General features: G+C 63.2%; 23 protein-coding genes. 15 read left to right on the top strand and 8 right to left on the bottom strand.

The genetic code is table 11. The features are described 5' to 3' along the window. Positions 1 to 17: 17 nt before the first annotated feature. Both E1809_RS18735 and E1809_RS18730 read left to right on the top strand, forming a co-directional pair. Positions 18 to 275 (top strand): hypothetical protein, encoded by a 258-nt coding sequence (locus E1809_RS18735; RefSeq protein WP_133205746.1) that lies wholly within the window; start codon positions 18 to 20, stop codon positions 273 to 275. Further along, entirely contained in the window at positions 275 to 670 is a 396-nt protein-coding gene (locus E1809_RS18730; protein ID WP_133205745.1) for an antitoxin Xre/MbcA/ParS toxin-binding domain-containing protein, read from the top strand. The genes E1809_RS18735 and E1809_RS18730 overlap by 1 nt, the downstream gene beginning before the upstream one ends. Positions 671 to 703: 33 nt before the next feature. Here E1809_RS18730 and E1809_RS18725 read toward each other — a convergent pair whose 3' ends face one another. Next, a complete protein-coding gene (locus E1809_RS18725; RefSeq protein WP_133205744.1) occupies positions 704 to 1,201 on the bottom strand; it encodes a MarR family winged helix-turn-helix transcriptional regulator in 498 nt (165 codons plus the stop codon). A 119-nt stretch (positions 1,202 to 1,320) separates the two neighbouring features. Here E1809_RS18725 and E1809_RS18720 point away from each other — a divergent pair, with 119 nt between their 5' ends. Then, a complete protein-coding gene (locus tag E1809_RS18720; RefSeq protein ID WP_205754251.1) occupies positions 1,321 to 1,674 on the top strand; it encodes a DinB family protein in 354 nt (117 codons plus the stop codon). Positions 1,675 to 1,724: 50 nt separating this feature from the next. Next, complete coding sequence (locus tag E1809_RS18715) at positions 1,725 to 2,063, top strand: YciI family protein (protein WP_133205743.1); 339 nt, start codon at positions 1,725 to 1,727, stop codon at positions 2,061 to 2,063. A gap of 77 nt (positions 2,064 to 2,140) precedes the next feature. Here E1809_RS18715 and E1809_RS18710 read toward each other — a convergent pair whose 3' ends face one another. After that, complete coding sequence (locus tag E1809_RS18710) at positions 2,141 to 3,040, bottom strand: LysR family transcriptional regulator (protein ID WP_133205742.1); 900 nt, start codon at positions 3,038 to 3,040, stop codon at positions 2,141 to 2,143. Positions 3,041 to 3,237: 197 nt separating this feature from the next. Here E1809_RS18710 and E1809_RS18705 point away from each other — a divergent pair, with 197 nt between their 5' ends. Then, positions 3,238 to 4,191 (top strand): YeiH family protein, encoded by a 954-nt coding sequence (locus E1809_RS18705; protein WP_407921058.1) that lies wholly within the window; start codon positions 3,238 to 3,240, stop codon positions 4,189 to 4,191. A 126-nt stretch (positions 4,192 to 4,317) separates the two neighbouring features. On the opposite strand, the gene E1809_RS18700 is transcribed toward E1809_RS18705, so the two are convergent. Further along, positions 4,318 to 4,968: an NAD(P)-dependent oxidoreductase gene (locus E1809_RS18700; RefSeq protein ID WP_133205741.1), complete on the bottom strand. Its 651-nt coding sequence runs from the start codon at positions 4,966 to 4,968 to the stop codon at positions 4,318 to 4,320. Positions 4,969 to 5,046: 78 nt separating this feature from the next. Beyond that, positions 5,047 to 5,844 (bottom strand): nuclear transport factor 2 family protein, encoded by a 798-nt coding sequence (locus E1809_RS18695; RefSeq protein ID WP_133205740.1) that lies wholly within the window; start codon positions 5,842 to 5,844, stop codon positions 5,047 to 5,049. 23 nt (positions 5,845 to 5,867) lie between these two features. Here E1809_RS18695 and E1809_RS18690 point away from each other — a divergent pair, with 23 nt between their 5' ends. Further along, positions 5,868 to 6,134, top strand: coding sequence for a hypothetical protein (locus tag E1809_RS18690; protein WP_133205739.1), 267 nt, complete (start codon positions 5,868 to 5,870; stop codon positions 6,132 to 6,134). Between the two features lie 53 nt (positions 6,135 to 6,187). On the opposite strand, the gene E1809_RS18685 is transcribed toward E1809_RS18690, so the two are convergent. Next, complete coding sequence (locus E1809_RS18685; protein WP_133205738.1) at positions 6,188 to 7,120, bottom strand: NAD-dependent epimerase/dehydratase family protein; 933 nt, start codon at positions 7,118 to 7,120, stop codon at positions 6,188 to 6,190. A gap of 261 nt (positions 7,121 to 7,381) precedes the next feature. Between E1809_RS18685 and E1809_RS18680 the strand changes: the two genes are divergently transcribed. After that, entirely contained in the window at positions 7,382 to 8,281 is a 900-nt protein-coding gene (locus tag E1809_RS18680; RefSeq protein WP_133205737.1) for an alpha/beta hydrolase, read from the top strand. Here E1809_RS18680 and E1809_RS18675 read toward each other — a convergent pair. Together E1809_RS18675 and E1809_RS18670 are read right to left on the bottom strand one after the other, a co-directional pair. Beyond that, a complete protein-coding gene (locus E1809_RS18675; RefSeq protein ID WP_235835681.1) occupies positions 8,278 to 9,093 on the bottom strand; it encodes an SDR family NAD(P)-dependent oxidoreductase in 816 nt (271 codons plus the stop codon). The genes E1809_RS18680 and E1809_RS18675 overlap by 4 nt on opposite strands. Before the next feature lie 86 nt (positions 9,094 to 9,179). After that, positions 9,180 to 9,401, bottom strand: coding sequence for a hypothetical protein (locus E1809_RS18670; protein ID WP_215279597.1), 222 nt, complete (start codon positions 9,399 to 9,401; stop codon positions 9,180 to 9,182). Between the two features lie 172 nt (positions 9,402 to 9,573). On the opposite strand from E1809_RS18670, the gene ppk2 reads away from it, so the two are divergent. The 4 genes from ppk2 (at position 9,574) to E1809_RS18650 (ending at position 13,083) form a co-directional block, all read left to right on the top strand. Further along, positions 9,574 to 10,446 carry a polyphosphate kinase 2 gene (ppk2, locus tag E1809_RS18665; RefSeq protein WP_133205770.1) on the top strand — a complete coding sequence of 291 codons (873 nt, stop codon included), beginning with the start codon at positions 9,574 to 9,576 and terminating at the stop codon, positions 10,444 to 10,446. 204 nt (positions 10,447 to 10,650) lie between these two features. Continuing rightward, positions 10,651 to 11,118 (top strand): MFS transporter, encoded by a 468-nt coding sequence (locus E1809_RS18660; RefSeq protein ID WP_133205736.1) that lies wholly within the window; start codon positions 10,651 to 10,653, stop codon positions 11,116 to 11,118. 188 nt (positions 11,119 to 11,306) lie between these two features. Next, the gene (locus E1809_RS18655) at positions 11,307 to 11,864 is read left to right on the top strand and encodes an MFS transporter (protein ID WP_133205735.1); all 558 of its coding nucleotides are present in this window, start codon (positions 11,307 to 11,309) and stop codon (positions 11,862 to 11,864) included. 232 nt (positions 11,865 to 12,096) lie between these two features. Beyond that, a complete protein-coding gene (locus E1809_RS18650) occupies positions 12,097 to 13,083 on the top strand; it encodes a DUF4432 family protein (protein WP_133205734.1) in 987 nt (328 codons plus the stop codon). Positions 13,084 to 13,124: 41 nt separating this feature from the next. Here E1809_RS18650 and E1809_RS18645 read toward each other — a convergent pair whose 3' ends face one another. Further along, the gene (locus tag E1809_RS18645; protein WP_133205733.1) at positions 13,125 to 13,976 is read right to left on the bottom strand and encodes a DeoR/GlpR family DNA-binding transcription regulator; all 852 of its coding nucleotides are present in this window, start codon (positions 13,974 to 13,976) and stop codon (positions 13,125 to 13,127) included. Between the two features lie 247 nt (positions 13,977 to 14,223). On the opposite strand from E1809_RS18645, the gene E1809_RS18640 reads away from it, so the two are divergent. The 4 genes from E1809_RS18640 to E1809_RS18625 all read left to right on the top strand — a co-directional run bounded on the left by E1809_RS18640 (position 14,224) and on the right by E1809_RS18625 (position 18,331). Continuing rightward, complete coding sequence (locus E1809_RS18640; RefSeq protein ID WP_133205732.1) at positions 14,224 to 15,513, top strand: ABC transporter substrate-binding protein; 1,290 nt, start codon at positions 14,224 to 14,226, stop codon at positions 15,511 to 15,513. A gap of 65 nt (positions 15,514 to 15,578) precedes the next feature. Beyond that, on the top strand, positions 15,579 to 16,532 hold the full coding sequence (locus E1809_RS18635; RefSeq protein ID WP_133205731.1) for a carbohydrate ABC transporter permease: 954 nt from the start codon (positions 15,579 to 15,581) through the stop codon (positions 16,530 to 16,532). Between the two features lies 1 nt (position 16,533). Beyond that, positions 16,534 to 17,427 carry a carbohydrate ABC transporter permease gene (locus E1809_RS18630; RefSeq protein WP_133205730.1) on the top strand — a complete coding sequence of 298 codons (894 nt, stop codon included), beginning with the start codon at positions 16,534 to 16,536 and terminating at the stop codon, positions 17,425 to 17,427. A gap of 40 nt (positions 17,428 to 17,467) precedes the next feature. Continuing rightward, positions 17,468 to 18,331 (top strand): ketose-bisphosphate aldolase, encoded by an 864-nt coding sequence (locus tag E1809_RS18625; RefSeq protein WP_133205729.1) that lies wholly within the window; start codon positions 17,468 to 17,470, stop codon positions 18,329 to 18,331. Position 18,332 lies beyond the last annotated feature (1 nt).

Here is an 18,332-nt window from a genome sequence, read left to right as displayed (position 1 = left end):
GGAGAGCGCGAAACACCGTGACAACCACAGCAGCCCATGAAACCACCACCCTGAATGTCGCCGTCGACGTCCGGTTCAGCCCCGCAGGCCTGCCGTTGGCCCTCCGGCACGACGGGCACTTGTGGGTGGTCACCGACGAGCCAGTGCATTGGTCCGGCGCGGACATCGAGTTCTGGCAGGTGCAAGGGAAGCTGTCGTCCACCGCGGCGCCGCGGACCTTCCTGCTCCACCGCGACCCGGGAGCCGCGCAGTGGCTGCTGGAGTCCGTCAGCTGATGGCTGACTTATACCGATCCCCCGTCCCGCCGCAGCTGTGGGACAGGATCCGGGACGAATTCGGCCTGCCGGCGCTGGACCAGGTCCGTGAAAGACTCTCCGCCATCAGCCAGGATCCTGAACCCGTCATGCGGCAGCTCGTGCGGGTCTTCATTGGTGAAGGCACCTACTGCCCCGGCTACCAGTTCCAACAGGACCTGTCCCTCAACCCCGTAATGACGCGCCTGTTCCAGCGGGCGATTCAGCTGCGGATCCCCCACAACTACCTCGCACTGTGGATGATGACACCTTGCCCGGCCCTCAACGGATCCCGCCCGGTGGACCGGCTGAAACCCGCCGACGGCCCGGCGGTGCTGGCAGCGATGGAAAGCACCTTGGCACGGGCGGTTGCCTGAAAGATCAAAGGCAAGCGCCCGATGCGTGAGGGGTTATCGGCCTGCTCTTGCGACCGTTGCGCCGACGGCTTCCGCTTCCTGTGCCTCCAGCTGCGCGGCCAGCGCGCGCAGGGCGGGCAGGGCCAGGTCGATTGCCTCCCGGTGCTGGTCGGCGAGGCCCTCGATGGCGCGGCGGATGCGGCGCTCATTGGCCTGCTGCCAGGCGACTAGCCGCTCGTGGCCCGCGCCGGAAAGGCGCAGCACGACGGCGCGCCTGTCGCTTTCGTGGGGCCGCCGCTCCAGCAGGCCTGCGGTGACCATCTGCTGGACGAGGTTGCTGACGGTGTTTCGGGCAAGGTGCTGCCGCTCGGCCAGCTCACTGACCCCCAACCCTGGCTCTTCGGCGAGGCGTTGCAGCAGCTCCACCTGGGCCATCGGCAGCGACTCCCAGGGCAGCTCCTCCCGGATGCTCGACCGCAGGGTCCTGCGGAGCCGGGTGATGACGTCGGTGAGAGACCAGGCTCCCGCGGCGCCGATGCCTTCTTCACTCATGTACCCAGCCTAAGGGCTGAACGCAACTCGGATCGGGCTTTCTGAGACGCAGAGGCCCGTCAGCACCGTCACGCCGGCAGGTCTTGCGGAATGCGTTAGCGTCCACTAACGTATTTCTTGTGTGGGATGCCTTGGAGATAGCCGCAGAGCCGAACCGGCGACGCCTGGAGGCGTTCAGCCACCGCGGACTCGAGGGCACCATCGACATGGGCTTCGCCCAACTGCCGGCCACCGTCGTCGCCGGCATCATCAACCTCGAGTTGCTCTTACACGCCTGGGACTTCGCGAAGGCCACCGGCCAGGAACTCGTCGTCTCCGACGTCGTCACCGGCCATGTCGAGAGCCTGGCCCAGCAGACCATCTCCGAGCAGGTCCGCGCCAGCGGCAGCTTCGCGGCTGCCCAGCCGGTCACGGAAACTACCGGCAGCCTCGAGCGCCTGATCGCATTCACCGGCCGAACCGTCACCGCCTGAAGTCCTCCAACCCACTACCCGTCAAACACACAAAGGAAAGCAGGAACAAAATGTCCAAGTTCGTCTTTATCTACCACGCCCCGATGACCCCCGCCGAGGCCGCCCCGCCCGCACCAGAGGACATGGCAGCGGTCATGGACCAGTGGAACGCTTGGGCCGGAAAAGTCGGCAGCGGCATGGTCGACTTCGGGACACCCCTGGCCAACGGCGTCCGCGTTAGCGCCGGCGGAGCCACGGCACCGAGCCAGCGCGAGGTCGCGGGATACAGCATCATCGAGGCCGACAGCCTTGACGCGGCCGTGGAACTCGCCAAGGTCCACCCGCACCTGAACATGCCCGGCGGCTGCGAAATCGAAGTCCACGAAGCCCAGCAAATCCCCGGAATGTAACACCTGGCCAAAATTGCACACCAAGCGTGTCCGCGGCAGCCATACGGCAGCCGCGGACACGCCTCGTAGGCCCGGTCCTATCGTCCTGCGGCTATGTCAAGGAAGTCACGTGCCGCTCCCGCCGGTCCGGCGCCTTTCCAAATGGCGGTTAGCTGCCGCTCCAAGGGCTGTTCGTAAGGTATTTCGAGGAGGCGACCGTCTTTGAGCGCTCCCTCGACGGCGAGCCTGCTGAGGACAGCCGGTCCCATTCCGGCGATGACGCTTTGGCAGATGGCGGCGTTGCTGTTGAGTTCAACGATCGGCCGGGAGCGTTGCCGGCCGATCGCGCGATCGAGAAAGGCCCGTGTTCCCGACCCCTTTTCCCGTTCGACCAGCGGGGTGCGGGCCAGCTCAGCTTCTGTCAGGGGCTGTTGACGGTTTGCCCAGGGGTGCCCGGTTGCCGCGACGACGACTATCTGGTCTGTCCATGCAGTCTGGGACTGCAGATGGGCGGGGATGTCCGGGGTTTCCACGAAACCCAGCGGAGCCTGCCCGGAGGTGATCGCTTCGATGACCTGTTGGGAATTCATGATGCGCAGGGCAGTTTTGACTGTTGGCATGCGCGCTTGGAAGGCGGTGAGCCAGCCCGGGACAAGGTGCTCGGCGACAGTCATGCTGGCGCAGATGGCCAGTTCTTCATCGGCGGGAGTTGCCAAGGCGGCTGCGCCGGCCACGAGTTTTCCCAGGCTGTCGAAGACGTCCCTGGCCCATTCGACGGTCAGTATTCCTTCCGCGGTCAATGTTGATCCGCGGGTTGACCTGGTGATCAGGGTGTATCCGAGGCGCCGTTCCAGGGTTCTGAGGCTTCGCGAAGCATTGGATTGCTCCATGCCGACAGCCCGGGCAGCAGCGCTGAGGCTGCCGTGGTCCGCGATGCCGGTAAGCAGGCGCAGTGAGGGCAAGTGAAGCCAGTGTTCGATCTGTGAGGCAGGGGCCATATCTTGATGATATGGCAGTGATGGCGAAGCGGGGACTACTGCCGTTCCTGGCGGCATGCGAAATTGTTTTCATGGGTTACAACAGCCACGAAACACGCCTCGCCGAGACAAAGACACCGTACCCCGGGACCTCGTCGGCGCATCCCGGACCAGCACCCTTTGGCCGCGGGGCGGGGCGCCTTCTTCCCGGGGCCTTCGTGTGCGTGGCCGGCGGTTTGGGTGCGTGGGCGATCGCCGCGGTGTCGCCTGGGACAAGTCCATTGCTGATCGCAATTGTTCTGGGAGCGCTTTGGCGCAATCTCCTTCCGGTGCCCGGACGCTTATCACCCGGCGTTACGGCATCATCCAGAAGTCTGCTTCGAGCCGGCATTGTGTTGTTGGGCCTGCAACTCTCGCTCTCCTCGATCCTGCAGCTCGGCCCAGGAGCACTTCTCGTGGTGGTCCTTTCGGTGGGCATCACGTTCGCGACCACGCTCTGGCTGGGAAAGGCGTTGAACGTGGGGTCCGCGCAGACCCTGCTGATTGCGTCAGGCTTTTCAATCTGCGGCGCCGCCGCGGTGGCCGGCACGGCGAATGCGACAAAACCAAAAGAGGAGGAAGTGGCCACCGCCGTGGCCTTGGTCGTCCTTTTCGGGACGCTGATGATCCCTTTCCTACCTTTCGTCGGAGGGCTGTTGGGACTGCCACAGAAGGCCCTGGGCATGTGGATCGGCGCATCGACCCATGAGGTGGCCCAGGTTGTGGCGGCCGCCGGAACCGTCGGCGGCCCGGCGCTGGCCGTGGCTGTCACCGTCAAGTTGGCGCGCGTGCTCACGCTTGCCCCGATCGTCGCCGGCATTTCGCTGCACCGGCGCAGGACCGAACCCAAGGGCGCCGGCAAAATGCCACCGATCGTTCCCCTGTTCATCATCGGATTCGCAGCAGCGGTTCTCCTGCGAACCTCGGGAATTCTCCCGGCCGGCGTCCTGGGAGCTGCCCAAACGCTCCAAACGATGCTGCTGTCGGCGGCGATGTTTGCCCTCGGCCTCGGCGTACACATCAAGACCATCCTGCGCTCGGGGAAACGACCCTTGATGTTGGGCCTGCTCTCCACAGCCATCATTGCGACGGTTTCCCTTGCCGGGACAGCCTTGTTCGCCGCGTCCGCGTAGTCAATAGGACGGAGAGCGCCCGAACCGAGGCCGGCAACCACCTAGAAAGGCAAGCGGACGACGGCGGGTGGAACCGCCGTCGTCCGCTTGTGTTTGCGCTGTGCTCCAACGGCCCGGCGCCGAACCTTAGTAGGCCACGGTGAACCGCATCCGGCCGTGCGCTGGGTGTTCGATCTCTTCGACAAAGGCGATGGCGTAATCCTGGCCCGAGATGTGGGAGTTGCCTTCCTCGTCGAACAGCAGCTCGTCCTTGCCGAGGCGGTAGGTGCCTTTGCGCTCCCCCGGCGCATAGGAACCGAACAACGCCGGCGGGCTCACATAGAACCAGTCGAGGGTGTCGTCGTGCTTCTTCAGCACCTCAAGCGCTTCTGCGTGGAGGCGCGCCTCGGGCAGCTGTGCCTGGTTGAATTCCGGGCGGTCCATGTGCTTGATGTCGGTTCCGGCGAGCCTCAGGCTTCCGGCACCGCCTACGACGCCGAGGCGGGCACCTTGCGCGATGATCGCCGGGAGGATTCGTTCCAGCGCTTGGGCGAAGGTTCCGCCGTCGGACGCTATCATCCCCGCCCGAGTGGCGAGCACAACGACGTCGGCGCCCGCGACGGCCCTCTCGACGATGTCAAGGTCGTGGATCGATCCGGCTTCGAAGGCGATGCGGGGATCGAGGGTTTCCGGTTTGGAACGGGCGACTCCGGCAACTTCGAATCCGCGGTCGAGGAGTTCCTGGGCGATGAACCCGCCGGCGTAGCCGGTGACTCCAAAGATCACTGCCTTCTTCATTGATTTTCTCCTTCAAATCGTCCTGCGCCCGGCGCAGGAACACGGTAGTTTCTGTCTTCGGCGACCGAATCGGGCCGGTCACGCATCGAGCCACGCATCGTCGGGAGCGGGGTACGCGTACGGCGCCGGTGCCGGTGTGCCTACGAGGGGGTCGATGCGTGTGCGGACGAGCCGCGAGAAGGAAATGCGCCAGCCTGCCGGCGTGCGTACATATTCCTCTTCGTAGAGCCCGTACCCGCGGATGCAGTACATACCCGCGATCGGGACGCTTTTGTAGTCGCGGCTGTCGGGTTCCCAGGTGACGTAATCGTTCATCGTCCACACCACCCGCATAGTGTCCGGACCAACCAGGCGGAAGCGTGGCATCGATCCGCGATGCTCGCTATGCGTCCCGCTGCCCACGGCTCCTTCGATGAGCCAGCGGTTTTCACGCTTGACCATGTTAAAGATGTAGACGCCGGTGGTGACGAGATTTACCTCCCCTTCGATGCCGTAGATCGCCGTATACGAGAGGACCAGGGCTTCGTCGGCCGTTATCCGCTCCACCAGGACATTCCCTAGGAGGTGCCGACGTTGGTCCGGTTGAGATTTCATGACATCGTCCAGCCATCCAAGCACGGCGACGCGCCCGGTTTGCGTGTGCACCGGACCTTCACCGAATCGGTATGAGAAAGTCGACGACTCGGTCAGGAGGCTTTCGATAACGTCCAACCGCCGCTCGTCATACGCAACTGCGTAGCGTGCTGCGGTCTCCTGGATGAGTAGGCGGTCAGCCACCGCGCCCAGGTTGTCCGGGACGGATTGAATGGTTTGCAGGTCAAGGACTCCGGCGTTGTGCGCCCAGGCCGGAGTGCAGGCTTCCGGGGTGACGGTCACGCGGTTACCTTGCACAGAGAGGGTTGGAGAACTTCGGTCGCGAACTGTTCGATGGAACGGGCCGACTTGCCGAGTACTTCCTCGATCGTGTGAGTCCGCGGAGCGAAGGCTCGTTCCTGGTAACCCGCGAACAGCTTCCGCATACCTTCGGCGTCGAGACCGAGAACGCAGCCGCGGCTGCGTTTGAAAGCCCCGAAGGCGTTGCGCTTAACGAAGACACCGGCCGCTTCATGGACTGGCCGTCTGTCCTCACGATCCCCCTCGCGGAACTGGGCATTTACAGGCGGTAGGGGCATATCCGGCAGGGGATTCTCTTTGCGTATCCCCTGCCGGATATCCGGTCTTATTTGACGGCTGCGTTCTTCCGGAAGCTGTTCACTGTGGTCTCGAGTGCTTCGTCCCATGGTGTGGCCGAGACGCCAAGCAGCTGCTGGGTTTCCGCGGAGTCGATCACGAAGGGCATCTCGAATTGGTAGCTGGAGGCTGAGACTTCCCGCATGATCGGGACGACAGCGCCGAGGAGTTTCAGGGACCATTGCGGGGTTCGCGCTACTTTTCCTGTGACACCCCAACGCTCGTTGATTTGCCGGACGATCTCAGTTCTCGGGAGGGAGGCACTGGGAACATGCCAGGGCCGCCCCCATTCTCCGGTGTAGTCGGCGGCAGCGATGAGGGTCGTGGCAATGTCCGGCAGGAAGCTCCATCCGTGGTCGAGTGCAGGATCGCCGACAACGCGTGCGGTTTTTGATGCCAGAAGGGGTTCAAAGAACCCTCCGCCCAGGTGCGTCGACATACCGGCAGCCCCCGGCCCGAAATAGTCGCTGGCCCGGACCTCGGTAACCCGGATCTCGCCTCGCTGGTGCGCGGCCAGTGCCTTCTCCCAACCGGCTTTGCGCACCAGGCCTTTCTTTTCGGTCGTCGCAAGCGGCGAGTCCTCGGTCATAGCACCAGCCGGCGCCCCGTACGCGTAAAGATTTCCCATGAGCACGAGCGCTGCCCCGGAGTCCCGCGCTGCTGCGATCACGGCGTCGAAGATAGGTGGCCAGTCGGTGGCCCAGTCGGTGTACGGAGGGTTCGTGCATACGAAGATCGTCTCGGCACCCCGAGCGGCTTCGGTGACGGCTGCGGCATCACTGGCATCGACCTTCAATGCAGTCGCGCCAGGGACGGTGGTGCCGCTGCGGGTGCCGAGCGTGACGTGGTCGCCGCGGGCTATCAGTCGCTGCGCGAGTGCCCCGCCAATAAGCCCCGCGCCGAGGACGAGTTGGTTTACCATGATGGTCGCTCCTGGAATGTCCGGCCGTTCGTTTGCTGGATGACATCGCACACCATACAGCACGCAAATGTCGCCCCGGACAACATGTTCCACCCGACCGCCCCCACCGAGGCCACACGGCCACGGCCGGTCATCGCGGCCTACAATCCAATGGTGTTCAGCATCGCGGAGCTGCCGCACTGTCAGCGGCGCGCGGCCACGAAGGGCCTCCAGGAAAGTTGCCCGTCCGCGGCAATTAGTGCCTAAGTGAAGGGGAACGTTATGAGCAGGGAACAGCGGGCCGCCATCGACCGGATGCTTCGCCGGGGACCACAGAGTTCAGGCCCGCAATTAGTAGAGAATATGCGCGAGAACTTCGCTTCAATGATGGCCCGGTTCGCGATTCCTCCGACCCTGATCGAGGAGACCACCCTCGGTGGACGTTCCGCACTCCGGCTCGAACCGCAGGAGCAGACGCGCGCGGGCACGATCCTGTACTTCCACGGCGGCTCGTTTGCCCTCGGCACCCCGCAAACCGCACTGGGCCTGACCGCCAGCCTGGTCACCAAGACCGGCATGCGTGCGCTCTCCCTTGACTACCGGCTAGCACCTGAGCATCCGTTCCCTGCCGGCATCGAGGACTGCCTCGCGGCGTACCGGGAGCTGCTGGAAGACGGCATCCAAGCCAACTCCATCGCGTTCGCGGGCGATTCCGCCGGCGGCGGCCTGGCGGTCACGACGACGATTGCCGCGAAGGTTGCCGGCCTTCCCGTCCCCGGCGCAATCGTCGCGTTCTCGCCTGGACTCGACCACACCCGCACAGGGGCAAGCATGGAAACCAAAGCCGGGATAGATCCCTTCTTTACAAGGGCTGGAATGCAGTACACGGGTGACATGTATCTGGCCGGGCAGGACCCGAACGAGGAACTGCTTGCCCCGGCGGTCTACGCGGACCTGACCGGATTTCCACCGCTGCTGCTGCAGGTCGGGACGAACGAACTTCTCCTCGACGACTCAGTCCGGCTCGCAGAGCGCGCCCGCGACGCCGACGTCGACGTAATCCTCGACATCACCGCGAACGTGCCGCACGTGTTCCAGTCCTTCATCGGCCAACTAGACGAAGCCGACCAAGCACTGGACCGGGCTGCGCTCTTCCTCACCCAGCACCTCGCCACTACCTAGACATCGCCCTGCGTGTAGCGGGTCGCCAGGGTCGGGGCCTGCCCATGGAACGCTGCCCGGTCGGCGGCGAAGATCGTTTCGAGCAAGCCCGCGTCCTCCACGCCGGGGGCAATGACTGTCTCTCCGAGGGCGACGCCGGCGAGCGCGGCGGTGACGACGTCCTCGGCGCTCATCCGGAGTACGACCGAAAGGTCCATTCCCTGCACCTCGTGAAACTCGGTTGCGACGATCCCCGGGCAGACTGCGTGGACAGTGACACCGGTGTTGGCCAGTTCGGCACCGAGCACCTGTGACATCGCAACCGTGCCCGCGAGGCTCGCGACGTAGGCGGCTCGCTGTCCCTGAGGTTGCGCAGCGTCGGTCGGGCCCGAGAAGGCGAGCATCCCTGCGACGTTGACGATGGTCCCGGCGCCCGCCGCCAACATTCCAGGCAGGGCGGCGCGGCTGAGCAGTGTGGGGGCGAGCGTCTTGACGTAGACAATTTCGCGAGCTTTCCCGGGCGGCAAGTCGGAGAACGGCATGTAGTGCGCGACGCCGGCGTTGTTGATCAGAATGCTCACCGGCCGCTCGGCAAGTGTCGCGACCACCTCGGCGATGCCCTCGTCCGATGCGAGGTCTACTGCGATGACCTGCACATCAACGCCCGGAAGGGACGCCGCGAGGGCGTCGAGCCTGTCGCGCCGCCGCCCGACGACGATCAGGTCGTGGCCATCGGCGGCCAGGCGTTCGGCAAACGCGCGGCCGATGCCCGAGGACGCTCCGGTAACAAGGGCGGGTGCTGCTATGGTGCTGCTCCTTCGGGAAGGGATCATCGGGTCCGACGGGTCATAACCCGCCGACGCCGCCATCCTGCGCCATGTCTAACTGTCCTGCAAGGGCAGTTGCACGCACGAGCCCGCTAAATCCTGCCCCCTGAGGTCCAGCGCTTTGGCGGCGGATAGACGTAACGCGCAATAGTCGTCGATATCCAGCCGAGGCAGTACCCCGCGAAGATGTACAGGAATGTCTGGGCACGGTCCGGGCGGATTGCAAACACGACCGACAGTACGATGGCCCAGGCCACGGCAAGTCCGATGCTGTAGTACCAATAGTTCCTGCGCAGGTTCATGGGAACGTCCAATCCGCCAATGAGGCTGTAATTTCATGTTCGCGCTTTCTCGTCCTGGCAACAAGGGCGCTGTGCCGGCCGGCGTGTTTAGTGAATTCCAGCGGCCCGTTCCGGGCCCGATGCGTAAGCATCCCGCCGTATTCACCCGTTGTTACCAACGCGGTTGTACTGTGACGGCGTGAACATGATTGTGGACGCCGGGTATTCGGTTCTTGATATCGACGACGACGATCCCGTCTTGCTGGGACCTGACGGAACGCCGGTGGACACCTGGCGGGAGGACTACCCGTACGCCGAGCGCATGGACCGGGACCGCTATGAGCACGACAAGCGGCTGCTACAGATCGAACTCCTCAAGCTGCAGAACTGGGTCAAGGCCAACGGCCGCCGCATCGTCATCGTCTTCGAAGGACGCGATGCCGCCGGCAAGGGCGGAACCATCAAACGCTTCACGGAACACATGAACCCGCGCGGGGCCCGGGTGGTGGCGCTGGAGAAGCCCAGCGACCGCGAACAAGGCCAGTGGTATTACCAGCGGTACCTCAACCACCTTCCCACCACGGGTGAGATCGTGATGTTCGACCGCTCCTGGTACAACCGCACCGGCGTGGAGAAGGTCATGGGATTCTGCACGGATGCCCAGTACAACCTCTTTGTCCGCCAGACGCCGGCGTTCGAGAAACTCCTGGTTGAGGACGGCATTGACCTGATCAAGTTTTGGTTCTCGGTCAGTCGCGCCGAGCAGCGGACCCGCTTCACGATCCGGCAGATCGATCCGGTCCGCCAATGGAAACTCTCCCCCATGGACCTGGCTTCCATCGACAAATGGGACGCCTATACCAGCGCCAAGGAACGCATGTTCAAGCGCACGGACACCCGGCACGCCCCCTGGACCGTGGTGAAGTCCAATGACAAGAAACGCGCGCGGATCGAGGCCATGCGCCACGTGCTAAGCCTGTTCGACTACGACAACAAGGACCATCAAACGGTCGGAACCCCCGACCCCCTCATCGTCGGCCCGGCATCAGCGGTCGTCGGGGCCGGCGAAGAGTTTTAAGCCCGCGCGGCCCGGAAACGATCGTAAGGTCATAGCCGCGGGACGCTTTCGATGCCCGCCGCCTGCCTTTGCAACCCTAGAACGTCGCCTCAGAATGTCATCTGTTGAAGGCATGAATCTACTCGAGTAGATTGTCGTTCATGCTTCCCGTCCGCAGCACACCGGTTTCCATTACGGTCCGCCGAGAAAGCAAGGAAAACCCCCATGCTTGAGGCGCAGCCGATGGAGGACCGAAAATCGATTGATCAATGGCGCTTTGCGATCATCGCAGGGTTTGCCGTCGGAGGGATTACGGTATCGGCCTGGGGCCCGCGCCTTCCGGCCATCATCAAGGGACTCGATGTCGGCACGGGAACGATCGGGCTCCTCATGGCCTGCGCTACCATCGGATCCCTCATCGGACTCGTTTCGGCCGGACCTCTCCTTCACCGGCTGGGCAGCCGGCGCAGTATCGCGACCACCCTTTACGTTGTGGCCGCGGGCATCGCACTCCTGGGAGTATCGGTGATGCTGGGACTGATGTCCGTCGTGGCCGTCGCCTTCGCCATGACAGGCGCCGGGGTAGGAAGCATGGACATCATGATCAATGTGGAGGGCGCCGCCATTGAGGCAGCAACGGGCCGCACCCAGATGCCGCTGATGCACGGCGCCTGGTCCGGGGGGCAGCCATAGGGTCAGGGATCGGAGCAGCATGCGCCGCGGCCGGCATCTCCCCCTCCCTGCAGTTCATCGGCGAGGCATTCCTCATCGCGTTTGTTGCCCTCGCGGCCGCACCGGCCATACCGGACGGACGGCGCGAGGAGGAGCGTGACTCCACCACCAGCCGCACCGGCCTTCTTCTGCAATGGTTCAAGGCCTGGATGAACTGGCGTCTGATCCTGATCGGCGTCATTCTTCTCGGCGTCGAACTGGGAGAGGGATCGGCAAACAACTGGCTCACACTCGCAGCGGAAAGCGGGCATGGGCAAACCCCGGCTGTTGCGGCTGTTTTCTTCACCGTCTTTGCCTGCGTCGAGGCTGCCACCCGGATTTTCGGCGGCCCGCTCGTGGACCGAATCGGACGGGTCGCCGCGATCCGGATCACTACCTTCCTCGGTATCGCGGGCCTTGCGCTGTTTATTTCGGGTACCAGTGTCTGGCTCACGATCGGCGGAACCGTCTTGTGGGCCGTCGGAGTATCGATGGGATTCCCCCTGGGCATGTCGGCAGCCGCCGAAGGAGGCAAAAACACAGCGGCACGCCTCAGCGTTGTGGCCTCGATCGGCTACAGCGCCAGTATCGCCGGCCCGCCCATCATCGGCGTCCTCGCCGAATCATTCGGCCTCCTCGGCGCCTTCTGGCTCATCGTGATGCTGTTGACCGCGGCCTTCTGTGCCGCCCGATCAGTCGCCCCGTCCGCCCGAAAAGCCCAGAAGTAAACAGGAATCCTTTCGGCGACTGGCCGGCCGCTGGCGGTGCTCGTGTTCGAGTCGATGCCGCGCCAGGTTCGAGTCTTGGGTCCCGCTCTGGGCGCGGGTCGTGGTCTTTAGCCGTGGGCGGCGTCGTCGTCTTTTCGAGAGCTGCACATGGGCGTCCACCCAAAATGCTTCAAAATGCAGTTTATCGCAACTTTTAGACCATGTTTCGCGACACTCGAGCATAATAGTGCACATGCGTGAAGATCTTGAGTCAATGCGGCGCGGTTCCAGGCGGTGGAAGGAAGCCCGTGTGGCCTCCGTCGAGCGGATGTGGGGTCCGCGGTCGGTGGTGGTGGAGGACGGTCCTGCGAGAGGAATGCGCCAGATTGAACTGCGGCACCTAGGTGGACTTGCCGTGGACCTCGAGGTTGATCAGTTTCTTGATCTTGGCGATGCCTCGTTTCGGGGGGTTCCACTCTCTTTCGTGGCGCCGACGACTTCTCCGAGGGCGGAGTCCTGGTCGAGGCGGTGGCGGGGAGGCCTGATGACGACATGCGGCCTGGCTGCAGTTGGCCGAGCGGAACAGCATATCGGGGGCATGCATGGCCGGGCTCACCTGATCCCTGCCTCCGTGACAAGGAGCGAGGGCCGCTGGGACGGGGACGACTATGTGGTCGAGGTGCGGGGACTGATGCGCGAGGGTGCCCTCTTTGACCAGAATGTGTCGGTGGCCCGGACGATCCGGGCCAGCGTCGGCGCCAGCGCATTACAGATCACGGACGAGGTGCGCAACGAAGGCTTTGAGCGCACTCCCCTTCGGCTGCTGTACCACTTCAATGTCGGCTGGCCCTGGCTCGAGGAAGGCGCCGTCGTTGAGACTGAGGCGCAGGAACCCGGCCAGGACGAGGGATCCGGGAACTGGGAGCGCACGGTCGAAGCCCCGAAGGCGGGCGAACCGGAAACAGTGGACGCTCTCATTGCGGTACCCGATGCGGACGGGTGGGCATCGGCTCGAATCCAAGGATCGAATCGGTCCATCACTGTCCGATTCCGCCCTGAGCAATTGCCATATCTGACCGTTTGGCGAAGCAAGGCAGCCGGGTCATATGTCGTCGGCCTGGAACCGGGAACGTGCTGGCCGGGCCATGTTGATGGACCGGACTTTGGCAAAGCGGGCGTCGTATTGGCTCCAGGCGAGAGCCGGACGGTGAATCTCGAATTTGAGGTCCAGGCCGATTGATATGAAAAGACTGGGTGACAGCGGCGAGCATCCCAGTTCGACTATCCTGCCTTGGCGACCTCGGAGAATGATTCGGGCGTGACTACCTGAACCCCGGCATCAGCGAGGGCATCCCGAAGCTCCTTGGGGGGAGCCGCGTTTGTGACGAGGTAGTCGGCGGCCGCGAGGGGGGCTACCTGGGCAAAGAGCTGCTTTTCGAACTTCGAGGAATCAGCGAGGATCGCCACCCGTGTGGCCCTGGACATCATTTCAGCCATCATGGCTGCCTCTCCGACGTTATTTGTGGTGTAGCCGCCTTGGGAGGACACAGCCCCGACGGCAATCAGTGCCAGCTCGCATCTGATGTCCAGATCCGCTCCTCCCGTGGCAACACGCAGCGTCGTCGCGCCGGTCGTCGCCAGGGTGGTCGAGCGCACGGACCCGCCGAAGATATACAACTCCCGCCACACGGCCGGGTCGAGTTCGGCCGGGACCAGAATGTTGTTGGTCGCGATCGTCAGGTCGCGATGCCCGCTGAGCGCGCGGGCAACCGAGAGCATCGTCGTACCGCCGTTCATGATGATCCCCGTGTCATCGCGGACCAGCTGGGACGCCAGCAGGCCGATCTTCTCTTTTTCCGCTGCCTGTAGACCGAGACGAACGTCAACGGCCTTCTCCACCCTCGAGCTTACGGCTGCGCTGACCGCCCCTCCGTATGTGCGTACCAGCAGCCCCTCGAGGGCCAGGTGGTCAAGGTCGCGACGGATCGTATCGATCGATACACCAAAGCGTTCCGCCAGCGAACCGACCGTCACCTGCCCGACCTCGGTGACATACGCAGCGAGCTGCGCCTTCCTCCCCGCGGGATGGCGGTGCGAACGCCCGTCGTCTTCGGCCCCAGTTAGCTCACTCATGCTCAGGATTCTACCAGCCATATGCCGTTCTTTTCCGATTTTGCCGCAAAGAACAGCAGTCATCCCCATGAAGCATGGCATCTTCGCGCCGGATAGCAATCATAGATTCGGCACTCTGCATATGTTCCGCACTACTTATCTGACTTGTTGCATTTTTTTGCTTGCTTTTACGGTAGTTGCGAGTAATGTGGTGCGCATCACGCAGCAATGCGCATTACTTGAGTGTCATACACGAAGGAGTGGTCATATGAGTAGGACGAGAGGTCGCGGGCGGCGAATCCTTTCCGCGGTGGGTATCGCGTCCGCCGCGGCGCTGGCGATTTCAGGTTGCAGTGGTTCGCCGTCCGGCGGTGCCAGTGCAGGCGGTGATGTCACCCTCGAGTTCGCCCAATGGTGGGAGCCTGAACTTCCGCAGGGATCCCTGGCCAGCCTGATCGACCAGTTCCAGAAGGAGAACCCGCACATCAAGGTGAAGCTGCTCAGTTCGCCTTTCTCCTCCGACCAGCAGCAGATGGTCGCCGATGCGGCCTCGGGTCAGCTGCCTGACGTTCTCGGTCTGGATGGTGCCTGGGTGAGCGACTTCGCCAAGCAGGGCGCGATCGCTGATCTCTCTCCGTTGCTGAAGGCTGACAACTTCTCCGAAGATCAGCTGGCGAGCGAGGTCAAGGTCAATGGCAAGGCCTATATGATTCCAGCGGTCAATTTCGTCTACCCCTTGTTCGTGAACAATGACCTGCTTAAGCAGGCCGGCGTGGACACGGTCCCGAGCACGCGCGGTGAGTTCCTGGACGCGGCGAAGAAGATCAGCGCACTTGGCGGCAACGTCAAGGGTTGGGCACTGCCGCTCGATACCGCGGTGCCGAACGGCATCCAGAACGACGTCATGTCCTGGGTGTGGGCATCCGGTGGCAGCATGCTCAAGGACGGGGAGCCGGACGTCACGAACGCCCAGGTCAAGAGCGGAGTCGATTACGTCAAGAGCCTCTACGACGCGAATGTGCTGGCTCCCGGCGCGCTGACGATGAAGGAGCAGGACAAGGTCGAGAAGTTCACCAACGGCCAGGTCGGCATGGTGATTGACTCCCTTGCCCACATCAGCCTGATCAAGAAGAACAACCCCAAGCTCAACTTCACCATTGCGGCGGTGCCTTCCGAGGACGGTTACACCGGCAAACGCGGCATCCCGTATGCGTCCTGGGGTGTTGGTGTTTCGGCCAAGTCCGAGCACAAGGCGGAGGCGGCCAAGCTCGTGGAGTTCCTCATGAGCAAGGACACGAACGCCCAGCTGAGCACTCTTGCCAACGGCTTCCCGGGCAACAAGACGGCCACTCCTGACTTCAGCAAGAGCGATCCCCTGTTCAAGCAGGCGTTCGATATCTACCAGGCGGGTTACCCGGCGAATGAGTTCGTCGGCCTGCCGAAGTCCGATCAGCTGCAACGCACGTTCGATGAAAACCTTCAGAAGACGCTCACCGGAAGCCAAAGCGTCGACCAGACGCTCAGCACCGTCCAGTCCGCATGGAAATCCATCTTCTGACGTCGAAGATTCGTCGGGGTCGTGCCGGCAAACCCGCGGCACGACCCCACCAGGGAGTTCGAGAAATGAATCTGTCCTCTACCAACGTCCATAGGCCCGGAACGATACGCTCGTCCGCCGGCCCACGCTCGACCAGACCAAAAGCCCCTGCGGTCCGCGCCCGCAAGCTCGTCCCGTTCGCCTTCGTCTCACCAACGCTGGCACTGATCACGTTGCTCACCGTGGTGCCGATCCTCATGGTTGCCGGCTACTCGTTCATGGACAACGTGATCGTCGAACCGAACCCGGTATTCGTCGGGTTCGCCAACTACGTGAAGGTGCTCAGCGACCCGACCTTCCTGACGGCCCTCGGGAACACCTTCGTCTTCATCACGTTGAGCACGGTCGTACACTTGGTGCTCGGTCTGGCCTTTGCATTGCTGCTCAACACACCGCTGCTTGGCAACGTCACCAAGGCGATCTTCCGGGTGATCTACATTCTTCCGTGGTTGTTCACCATCGCAGTGATCGCGATCGTCTGGCGCCTCATGCTCGATCCGTCCGGTGTGGTGAACTACCTCCTCGGCACGTTCGGCATCCAGGGGGCGGACTGGTTGTCCACGCCCGAAACGGCCCTGGGCTCGGTGACCTTCATCAACATCTGGTCCGGGTACCCCTTCTTCATGATCAGCCTCCTGGCCGCCCTGCAGGGCGTGCCCACCGTGCTGCATGAAGCTGCACGCGTCGACGGGGCGGGATGGTGGCAGCGGTTCCTCTACGTGACATTGCCCCATATCCGTCCGGTGATTATCAGCATGGCGGTGCTCGACCTCATCTGGACCTCCCAGCAGTTCGCGTTGATCTGGATGACCACGGGAGGTGGCCCGCTCAACGCCACGGAAGTGGTGAGCACCTACACCTACAAGCAGGCCTTCAGCAACTTCGATTTCTCGACGGCCTCCGCGGCTGCCGTCATCGTTCTGCTGCTCACGATGGCCCTCGCATTCTTCTACGTACGCCAGCAAAAGGTGCGTGATTGACATGAGCAACGTGACATTGCGGGGACGCAGGGAAGCCAGCATCGACGTTTCCCGGCAGCCTCGGACCGCGAAGAAGACCCTCCTGAAGGCCGGCGCCATTGCCGCGTTGGTCATCGGGGCACTGTACGCGGGGCTGCCCGTGCTGTGGATGCTTTCCACCTCGTTCAAGCAAAACGGCGAAGTATTCGCGCTGCCACCGAAATTGATTACGTCCGGCTTCTCGCTGGATGCCTACACGGCGATTCTCACCGATCCCTCCCGCTTGCGGTTCTTCTTGAACAGCTACATTGTGGCCATAGCCGTGACTGTGCTCACCTTGCTGGTCGCGATCCTCGCAGCGTACGGCTTCAGCCGCTACGAGTTCCCCGGCAAGCGGCTGATCAATATCGTCATCGTTTCCGTCCAGGCCGTTCCACCGATCACCCTGGTAATCCCCTATTTCGGCCTGATGGTCGCCTTGGGCCTCTACAACACCTATCCGGGCCTCATCCTGACCCACATGGTGTTCACGCTCCCTTACGCGATCATCATGATGACCGCCTACTTCAATACCCTGCCCCGCGAACTCGATGAAGCAGCCAAGGTGGACGGAGCGAACGTCTGGACAGCCCTGTGGCGGGTGCTCGTGCCGATCTCGGTACCGGGAATCGTGGCCGTCGGGGTGTACACCTTCATGATCTCGTGGAACGAGTTCCTCTTCGCACTGACGCTGACCCGCACCGACAGCATGCGGACCGTGCCGATCGGCATTCAACTGCTGATGGGCCAGCACTCCTTCGAATGGAACCAGATGATGGCCATGAGCATCCTCGGCTCGATCCCGGTGCTCCTGCTCTTCCTTCTCTTCCAACGCAGCTTCATCGGCGGACTCACCTCCGGCGCGGTCAAAGACTGACGCCCCCAGAACCTAACACCAAACAAAAAGGAGAAACCCAATGCTCGTGGACGGAAAAACCATCCTGGACGTCGCACACCAGAACAACTTCGCCATCCCGGCCTTCAACATCAGCGACTGGGCGATGTTTCTCGGCGTCATGGACATCAGCGAGGAGAAGGAAGCGCCCGTCATCATCGCCATCCACCCAGATGAGGTCGCACACATCACGACCGACCTCATCGTCGCGATGCGTGAGCGCGCTCACCGCTCGAGCGTGCCGGTCGCGATCCACTGGGACCACGGCGGCACCTACGAGCAGATCATCACGGCGATCAAATCCGGCTTCACCTCGGTCATGATCGACGCGTCGATGCTGCCGTTCGAGGAAAACGTCGCTCTCACCCGCAAGGTTGTGGAGGCCGCGCACGCCGTCGGGATCCAGGTCGAGGGCGAGCTCGGCACCATCGGCGCGAACGACAGCTACGGCGAGTCCGGCGCGGCCGAGATCATCTACACCAACGTCGATGACGCCGTGCGTTTTGTCCAGGAGACCGGTGTCGACAGCCTCGCGATCGCGATCGGGACCTCGCACGGCCTGTACCCGGCTGAGAAGAAGCCCGAACTGCGCCACGACCTGCTCGAACAGATCAAGGCAGCGGTCGGCATCCCGCTCGTGCTGCACGGCGGATCAGGTAACCCCGATGCGGAATTGGCCCGCGCGGTCTCGCTAGGCATCAACAAGATCAACATCTCCAGCGACATCAAGGTCAGCTACCACAACCGCATGCGCGAGATCCTCGGTACGGACGAGCGTCTGCGTGAGCCGCTGGCCATCCAGCCCGCTTGCATCGAGGCCATGAAGGTCACCGCGGCTGCGAAGATCGACCTGTTCAACGCTGCCGGCAAGGCAAAGCTGTACTGAG

The sequence above is a fragment of the Arthrobacter terricola genome (genome assembly GCF_004354015.1).
Classification (GTDB): domain Bacteria; phylum Actinomycetota; class Actinomycetes; order Actinomycetales; family Micrococcaceae; genus Arthrobacter; species Arthrobacter terricola.
The sequence above is the reverse complement of the archived record's forward strand: the minus strand, read 5'-3'. Positions and strand labels throughout refer to the sequence as shown.

Excerpts from the sequence above, each read along its gene's own strand:
- E1809_RS18730 (WP_133205745.1), top strand. The coding sequence starts at position 275 with ATGGCTGACTTATACCGATCCCCCGTCCCGCCGCAGCTGTGGGACAGG.
- E1809_RS18725 (WP_133205744.1), bottom strand. The coding sequence starts at position 1,201 with ATGAGTGAAGAAGGCATCGGCGCCGCGGGAGCCTGGTCTCTCACCGAC.
- E1809_RS18715 (WP_133205743.1), top strand. The coding sequence starts at position 1,725 with ATGTCCAAGTTCGTCTTTATCTACCACGCCCCGATGACCCCCGCCGAG.
- E1809_RS18710 (WP_133205742.1), bottom strand. The coding sequence starts at position 3,040 with ATGGCCCCTGCCTCACAGATCGAACACTGGCTTCACTTGCCCTCACTG.
- E1809_RS18700 (WP_133205741.1), bottom strand. The coding sequence starts at position 4,968 with ATGAAGAAGGCAGTGATCTTTGGAGTCACCGGCTACGCCGGCGGGTTC.
- E1809_RS18685 (WP_133205738.1), bottom strand. The coding sequence starts at position 7,120 with ATGGTAAACCAACTCGTCCTCGGCGCGGGGCTTATTGGCGGGGCACTC.
- E1809_RS18680 (WP_133205737.1), top strand. The coding sequence starts at position 7,382 with ATGAGCAGGGAACAGCGGGCCGCCATCGACCGGATGCTTCGCCGGGGA.
- E1809_RS18675 (WP_235835681.1), bottom strand. The coding sequence starts at position 9,093 with ATGATCCCTTCCCGAAGGAGCAGCACCATAGCAGCACCCGCCCTTGTT.
- ppk2 (WP_133205770.1), top strand. The coding sequence starts at position 9,574 with ATGATTGTGGACGCCGGGTATTCGGTTCTTGATATCGACGACGACGAT.
- E1809_RS18660 (WP_133205736.1), top strand. The coding sequence starts at position 10,651 with ATGCTTGAGGCGCAGCCGATGGAGGACCGAAAATCGATTGATCAATGG.
- E1809_RS18655 (WP_133205735.1), top strand. The coding sequence starts at position 11,307 with ATGAACTGGCGTCTGATCCTGATCGGCGTCATTCTTCTCGGCGTCGAA.
- E1809_RS18650 (WP_133205734.1), top strand. The coding sequence starts at position 12,097 with ATGCGTGAAGATCTTGAGTCAATGCGGCGCGGTTCCAGGCGGTGGAAG.
- E1809_RS18645 (WP_133205733.1), bottom strand. The coding sequence starts at position 13,976 with ATGAGTGAGCTAACTGGGGCCGAAGACGACGGGCGTTCGCACCGCCAT.
- E1809_RS18640 (WP_133205732.1), top strand. The coding sequence starts at position 14,224 with ATGAGTAGGACGAGAGGTCGCGGGCGGCGAATCCTTTCCGCGGTGGGT.
- E1809_RS18635 (WP_133205731.1), top strand. The coding sequence starts at position 15,579 with ATGAATCTGTCCTCTACCAACGTCCATAGGCCCGGAACGATACGCTCG.
- E1809_RS18630 (WP_133205730.1), top strand. The coding sequence starts at position 16,534 with ATGAGCAACGTGACATTGCGGGGACGCAGGGAAGCCAGCATCGACGTT.
- E1809_RS18625 (WP_133205729.1), top strand. The coding sequence starts at position 17,468 with ATGCTCGTGGACGGAAAAACCATCCTGGACGTCGCACACCAGAACAAC.